The organism is Pedobacter sp. (genome assembly GCF_045627485.1).
Classification (GTDB): domain Bacteria; phylum Bacteroidota; class Bacteroidia; order Sphingobacteriales; family Sphingobacteriaceae; genus Pedobacter.
Map to the genome: position 1 here is coordinate 1 of NZ_JAZQNU010000148.1, position 7,798 is coordinate 7,798.

The 7,798-nt window shown below is 38.7% G+C and carries 3 protein-coding genes and 2 pseudogenes; all 5 read right to left on the reverse strand.

Annotated features, from left to right (window positions below):
- Positions 1 to 163: 163 nt before the first annotated feature.
- Positions 164 to 2,479 (reverse strand): annotated as a pseudogene (rpoC, locus tag ACR2F3_RS11535) (DNA-directed RNA polymerase subunit beta'); the annotation flags it as partial.
- 76 nt (positions 2,480 to 2,555) lie between these two features.
- The gene (rpoB, locus tag ACR2F3_RS11540) at positions 2,556 to 6,359 is read right to left on the reverse strand and encodes a DNA-directed RNA polymerase subunit beta (RefSeq protein WP_432710128.1); all 3,804 of its coding nucleotides are present in this window, start codon (positions 6,357 to 6,359) and stop codon (positions 2,556 to 2,558) included.
- A gap of 154 nt (positions 6,360 to 6,513) precedes the next feature.
- A complete protein-coding gene (gene rplL / locus ACR2F3_RS11545) occupies positions 6,514 to 6,888 on the reverse strand; it encodes a 50S ribosomal protein L7/L12 (RefSeq protein WP_432710129.1) in 375 nt (124 codons plus the stop codon).
- A gap of 63 nt (positions 6,889 to 6,951) precedes the next feature.
- Positions 6,952 to 7,473: a 50S ribosomal protein L10 gene (rplJ, locus tag ACR2F3_RS11550; RefSeq protein WP_432710130.1), complete on the reverse strand. Its 522-nt coding sequence runs from the start codon at positions 7,471 to 7,473 to the stop codon at positions 6,952 to 6,954.
- Between the two features lie 2 nt (positions 7,474 to 7,475).
- Positions 7,476 to 7,798 (reverse strand): annotated as a pseudogene (locus ACR2F3_RS11555) (50S ribosomal protein L1); the annotation flags it as partial.

A 7,798-nucleotide genomic window follows, 5' to 3' on the forward strand; every position in this document is an offset into this window, starting at 1 on the left:
CTTTAAAGTTTGAAAGAATTGGATTCTCAATAATCTCACCACCAGAACCTGATTTTTGAGGTTTAGCCATCAAACCACGCATAAGTCGGATCTAGCCATGTCGTTCTGTGAGCCAAGGAGTTGTCCCTCTCTATTGTCTTCCTAAGACCGCTTGGCCTCCGACTTCTTTAAAGTTTGAAAGAATTGGATTCTCAATAATCTCACCACCAGAACCTGATTTTTGAGGTTTAGCCATCAAACCACGCATACCGCATAGCTGACGAATCTGCTCTTTCGAACCACGGGCTCCAGAGTCCAACATCATGTAAACGGAGTTGAAACCTTGGTTATCGCTCGATAACTGTGTCATCACGTATGATGTTAAACGGTTATTAATACGAGTCCAGATATCGATAATTTGGTTATAACGCTCGTTGTTAGTAATGAATCCCATGTTATAGTTATTCCTTACTTCTTCAACTTCTGCAGTAGCTTGCTCCAATAAAGCTGTTTTCTCTACCGGAATATTAACATCCTGCAAGTTAAACGACAAACCACCTTTAAAGGCCGTTTGGAAACCTAATTCTTTGATATCATCAAGGAAACGAGCTGCACGTGCCATTCCGGTAATTTTTACCACATGACCAATGATGTCCCTAAGTGATTTCTTGGTTAGTAATTCATTGATGAAACCAACTTCTGCTGGAACCATCTGGTTGAATAATACACGACCAACTGTAGTGTCTACTAATTTACTAACGATTGATCCGTCTTCTTCTTTAACATTTACCTTAACTTTAATAAATGCGTGAAGATCGATGCTCTTCTCGTTGTAAGCAATGATTACTTCTTCAGGAGAATAGAAAATAGAATCTTGTCCTTTAACTACTCTGTCTGCATCAGTTCTACGGCCTTTAGTAATGTAATAAAGACCCAAAACCATATCCTGAGATGGAACCGTAATCGGTGTACCATTCGCTGGATTCAAAATATTGTGTGCAGCTAACATCAGAACTTGGGCTTCCAAAATTGCAGCATTACCTAAAGGTAAGTGGACTGCCATCTGGTCACCATCAAAATCCGCGTTAAATGCAGTACATACTAATGGGTGTAATTGTATCGCTTTCCCTTCAATTAATTTCGGTTGGAAAGCCTGAATACCCAATCTGTGCAACGTAGGTGCACGATTCAATAATACAGGGTGACCTTTCAGTACATTTTCCAAGATATCCCAAACTAAAGGATCTTTTCTATCTACAATTTTCTTAGCAGATTTTACTGTTTTTACAATACCCCGTTCAATCATCTTACGAATGATGAACGGTTTGAATAGCTCTGCAGCCATATCTTTAGGTAAACCACATTCATGTAATTTTAGGTTAGGACCTACAACAATTACAGAACGAGCAGAATAATCCACACGTTTACCTAATAAGTTTTGACGGAAACGACCTTGTTTACCTTTCAGAATATCAGAAAGTGATTTCAAAGCACGGTTACCTTCAGTTTTAACTGCATTCACTTTACGTGAATTGTCAAAAAGTGAATCCACCGCTTCCTGTAACATACGTTTCTCATTACGTAAAATTACTTCTGGCGCTTTGATTTCGATCAAACGTTTTAAACGGTTGTTACGGATAATTACACGACGGTAAAGATCATTTAAATCTGAAGTCGCAAAACGACCACCTTCTAAAGGAACTAATGGACGTAATTCTGGTGGAATAACAGGAACGATCTTAATGATCATCCATTCCGGATTATTCTCGATACGAGATCTTGAACCACGGAAAGCTTCTACAACTTGTAAGCGTTTTAAAGCTTCGTTTTTACGTTGCTGAGAAGTTTCGTTAGCCGCCTGGTGACGTAAGTTGTAAGATAAAGTGTCTAAATCAATACGTTTCAACAAATCCTCTAATGCTTCAGCACCCATTTTGGCGATGAATTTATTAGGATCTTTGTCATCCAAATATTGGTTTTCTTTAGGCAACTTGTCAAGAATATCCAGATACTCTTCTTCGGTTAAGAAATCCATATACTGGATACCTTCTTCCTCCATTAAACCAGCCTGAATAACTACATAACGTTCGTAGTAAATAATCAAGTCTAATCTCTTGGTCGGCAAACCTAATAAGTAACCGATTTTGTTTGGCAGGGAACGGAAATACCAGATATGCGCAACAGGAACCACCAAATTGATGTGTCCCATACGCTCTCTACGTACTTTCTTTTCCGTTACTTCAACACCACAACGATCACAAACAATACCCTTATAACGGATACGTTTATATTTACCGCAATGACATTCGTAATCCTTTACTGGACCAAAAATACGCTCACAGAACAAACCATCACGCTCAGGTTTGTAAGTACGGTAATTGATGGTTTCAGGTTTCAACACTTCCCCACTAGAACGCTCCAAGATAGCCTCAGGCGACGCCAGACTGATGGTTATGGAAGTGAAGTTGCTTTTTAATTTATTATCCTTTTTGTAAGACATATCTTTTTATTTGTAAGTCTTAAGCTAAAATGCGGCGTGATGATGAACACCACGCCGTATTTATAACCTAAAACATTTAGTCTAACGTAATATCTAAACCTAGTCCGCGTAGCTCATGTACCAGTACATTGAATGATTCTGGTACGCCTGGTGTAGGCAGGTTCTCCCCTTTTACAATCGCTTCGTAAGTTTTTGCTCTACCGATAACATCATCAGATTTCACGGTTAAGATCTCTTGTAGGATATTAGCTGCACCGAATGCCTCTAAAGCCCAAACCTCCATCTCACCAAAACGCTGACCACCGAATTGAGCCTTACCACCTAATGGCTGTTGTGTAATTAAAGAGTACGGTCCGATAGAACGGGCGTGCATCTTATCATCAACCATGTGGCCTAATTTCAACATGTAGATAATACCAACTGTAGTTGGCTGATCAAATTTCTCACCCGTCAAACCATTATGTAAATAGGTTCTTCCAGATGCAGGAACACCAGCTTTGGCAATCCATTCTTCCACTTCATCATGTTTGGCACCATCAAAAATCGGGGTAGCAAATTTTACACCTAATTCCTGACCAGCCCAAGCCAATACCGTTTCATAGATCTGTCCAAGGTTCATACGTGAAGGTACACCCAATGGGTTCAACACGATATCAACCGGAGTACCATCGTCTAAGAAAGGCATATCTTCATCACGTACAATACGGGCTACAATACCCATATTACCGTGACGACCAGCCATCTTATCACCAACTTTCAGTTTACGTTTTTTAGCAACATAAACTTTAGCCATTTGAACAATACCTGAAGGTAACTCATCACCTACACTAATGGCGAACTTATCACGTTTGTAAGCACCTAGTTCTTCGTTTACACGAATACCATAGTTGTGCAACAATAACTTAATTTGTTCGTTTTTGTCCTCATCAGTAGTCCATTTATATGGATTGATGTGTGCATACTCTAAATCAGCTAAGCTTTTTTGAGTGAATTTAGCACCTTTAGGGAAAAGCAGTTCTTTATAAACATTATAAACACCTTGGGAGGTTTTGCCGTTCACAATCTGGAACAACTTATCAACCAATTCGTTTTTAAGGTTCTCAACAGCTAAGTTATATCTCTTGTCTAGTTTCTCAATTGCAGATTTCTCTTCTGCTTTTGTAGTTTTCTTAGCTCTTGAAAATAATTTAGTATCAATAACAACACCTTTAATTGATGGTGGCGTTGTTAAAGAAGCATGTTTAACATCTCCGGCTTTATCACCAAAGATCGCACGAAGTAATTTCTCTTCCGGCGAAGGATCAGACTCACCCTTAGGTGTGATCTTACCAATAAGGATATCACCTTCTTTAACTTCTGCACCAACACGGATGATACCGTTTTCATCTAAATCTTTAGTCGCTTCTTCAGAAACGTTAGGGATATCAGAGGTTAACTCTTCTTCTCCACGTTTTGTATCACGCACTTCAAGTTCAAACTCTTCAATGTGTAATGAAGTAAAGATATCATCTCTAACAATACGCTCATTAATTACGATCGCATCCTCAAAATTGTATCCTTGCCAAGGCATGAAAGCTACTTTTAAGTTTCTTCCTAATGCCAGTTCACCATTTTCGGTAGCATAACCTTCACAAAGTACTTGTCCTTTTGTTACTTTCTGACCTTTCTTAACGATTGGTTTTAAGTTAATACAAGTATTCTGATTGGTTTTTTTGAATTTTATCAGTTTGTATGTTTTGCTATCACCCTCGAAGGAAACTAAACGATCGCCGTCGTTTCTTTCGTATTTAATGGTGATTTCGTTAGCATCTACATATTCAACAACACCATTTCCTTCTGCATTGATCAGGGTTCTGGAGTCACGTGCAACACGTCCTTCCAATCCTGTACCAACAATAGGCGCTTCCGGACGTAATAACGGCACGGCTTGACGCTGCATGTTTGATCCCATCAAGGCACGGTTGGCATCATCATGCTCTAAGAAAGGAATCAAGGAAGCTGCAATCGAAGTAATCTGATTCGGTGCAACATCCATTAAATCTAATTTCTCAGGCTCAATAACCGGGAAGTCACCCTCGTAACGTGCTTTAACACGCGTAGTGGTAAAATTACCCTGATCATCGTAAGAAGCATTTGCCTGCGCAATGGTTTTACCATCCTCATCTTCAGCTGAAAGATAAATAACCGGTTCCTCTACTGCAACCACACCGTCAACTACTTTCTTGTATGGTGTTTCAATAAACCCTAAATTATTAATCTTCGCGTGAACACAAAGAGATGAAATCAAACCAATGTTTGGACCCTCTGGTGTTTCAATGGTACATAAGCGCCCATAGTGAGTATAGTGAACGTCACGAACCTCGAAACCTGCACGCTCACGTGACAGACCACCTGGACCTAAAGCCGATAAACGGCGTTTGTGAGTGATCTCTGCCAATGGATTCGTTTGATCCATAAACTGAGATAACTGATTCGTACCAAAGAAGGAATTAATAACCGACGACAATGTACGGGCATTAATTAAATCAGTTGGCGTAAACACCTCGTTGTCACGAATGTTCATCCTTTCACGGATGGTACGTGCCATACGTGCCAAACCAACACCAAATTGAGCGTATAACTGCTCACCTACCGTACGTACACGACGATTCGATAAGTGGTCAATATCATCCACCTCTTCTTTAGAGTTGATTAATTTGATCAGGTACTTAACAATAGCAATAATATCCGCTTTAGTTAAAACCTTCACATGGTCTGGCGTATCCATTTTCAACTTACGGTTGATGCGGTAACGACCAACATCACCTAAGTCATAACGTTTATCCGAGAAGAACAAACGTTCGATAATACCCCTTGCTGTTTCCTCATCAGGTGGTTCTGCGTTACGCAAAGCACGGTAGATGTTTTCCACAGCCTCTTTTTCAGAGTTTGAAGTATCCTTTTGTAATGTATTATATATAATGGTATAATCAGCTTGACTTGCGCCATCCTCTTTTGATAAGATGATGGTTTTTACACCCGCGTCAATGATCATATCGACATGTTCATCTTCTAAAACAGTATCCCTGTCTAAGATTACTTCGTTACGATCTATAGAAACTACCTCACCGGTATCTTCATCTACAAAATCTTCAACCCATTTTCTTAATACCCTTGCAGCCAGCTTACGTCCGATATATTTTTTCAAACCAGATTTGCTTACTTTAACCTCATCGGCTAAATCAAACAATTCAAGGATGTCCTTATCAGAATCATAACCGATAGCACGCAATAAGGTGGTCACCGGGAACTTTTTCTTACGATCAATATAGGCATACATCACGTTATTAACGTCTGTTGCAAACTCGATCCAAGAACCTTTGAAAGGAATAACACGGGCAGAATAAAGCTTAGTACCATTCGTGTGACGGCTTTGGCCAAAGAACACACCTGGCGACCTGTGCAACTGCGATACAATTACACGCTCTGCTCCGTTAATCACAAATGTACCTTTAGGGGTCATATAAGGAATGGTACCTAAATATACATCTTGAATAATCGTTTCAAAATCTTCGTGTTCAGCGTCGTTACACGAAAGCTTAAGCTTCGCTTTTAACGGAACACTGTAAGTTAATCCACGGTCAATACACTCAGGTATATCATAACGGGGTGGATCAATAAAATAATCAAGGAATTCTAAAACGAAAATGTTTCTGGAATCCGTGATTGGAAAATTCTCAGCAAATACTTTAAACAAACCCTCTGTATGACGGTTATCTGAAGTAGTTTCGATCTGAAAAAATTCTCTGAATGATTGCAACTGCACATCTAGAAAATCTGGGTAGTCTATGATATGCTTACTACGTGCAAAATTTACTCTTTGGTCGACTTTATTTGCCAATGGACTAAAGTTAAATTACTTTAAGAATAAACTATTTGTTTGGTTTGCCGCTAACACAATTTCATCAGCCAAACTAAATGAAATGTTTATAAACAGGTATAGACTCCGACTATATAGTCGGAGTCTATGATAAAGTTATATTAAAATTAAGTGATTACTTAATTTCAACTACAGCTCCAGCTTCTTCTAATTGTTTTTTCAAACCTTCAGCTTCGTCTTTAGTAACACCAGCTTTTAATTCTTTTGGTGCACCGTCAACTAGTTCTTTAGCTTCTTTCAAGCCTAAGCCTGTTAAGTCTTTTACTAATTTAACAACTGCTAATTTAGAACCACCAGCTTCTTTCAAAATTACATCAAAAGTAGTTTTTTCTTCAGCTGCAGGAGCTGCATCACCAGCAGGACCTGCAACAGCTACTGCAGCAGCAGCTGGTTCAATACCGTACTCGTCTTTAAGGATTTGAGCTAATTCGTTAACTTCTTTAACTGTTAAGTTTACCAATTGCTCAGCAAACGCTTTTAAATCTGCCATTTTTATAGATTTTAAAAATTTACGTAAAATAATTTATTTTATTATGAACTTATAAGGCGTTCCTTAACCTTCTCTTTCTTGAAGAGTTTTAACAATTCCTGCAATTTTACCACCGCTAGATTTAAGTGCTGAAACAACATTTTTAGCTGGAGATTGTAATAATCCAATGATATCGCCAATAAGCTCTTCTCTTGATTTCAAGCTTACTAAAGTATCTAAATGGTTATCTCCAACATATACTGCTGAATCAATGTAAGCACCTTTTAATACTGGTTTGTCAGATGTTTTTCTCAAGGCTTTGATCAGCTTTGCTGGTCCGTTACCTGTAGATGAGAATAATAATGCTGACTGACCTTTTAGCGCTGTAAAGATCTCTGATGCATCGCCGTCTAATCCTTCGATCGCTTTTTTGATCAAAGTATTTTTAGCTACCTGCATTTCGATCCCGCTTTCGAAACATTTGCGACGGATATTATTTACTTTTTCAACAGTTAAGCTAGATGTATCAGCAATATAAAAATTGCCAAACTCTTGCATTTTCTCTTGAAGAGCTGAAACTAGTTCGTGTTTTTCTTCTCTGTTCATAATTATGCCCCCGCTACTGTTTTAGGTTCGATAGCAATTCCAGGACTCATAGTTGAAGAAACATGAATGCTCTTAAAATAAGTTCCTTTTGCAGCAGATGGTTTTAATTTTGAAATTACTTGAATTACTTCTAAAGCGTTTTCGTATATCTTTTCTGCTGGGAATGATACTTTTCCTACCGAAGCGTGAATGATACCACTTTTGTCAACTTTAAAATCTATTTTCCCACCTTTTACATCAGTAACTGCTTTGCCAACTTCGTTGGTTACAGTACCTGACTTAGGGTTTGGCATAAGGTTACGTGGACCTAAAACGCGGCCTAGTT

Bases quoted from the DNA above. Each gene is read 5' to 3' on its own strand.
- rplJ (WP_432710130.1), bottom strand. From the start codon at position 7,473: ATGAACAGAGAAGAAAAACACGAACTAGTTTCAGCTCTTCAAGAGAAA.
- rplL (WP_432710129.1), bottom strand. From the start codon at position 6,888: ATGGCAGATTTAAAAGCGTTTGCTGAGCAATTGGTAAACTTAACAGTT.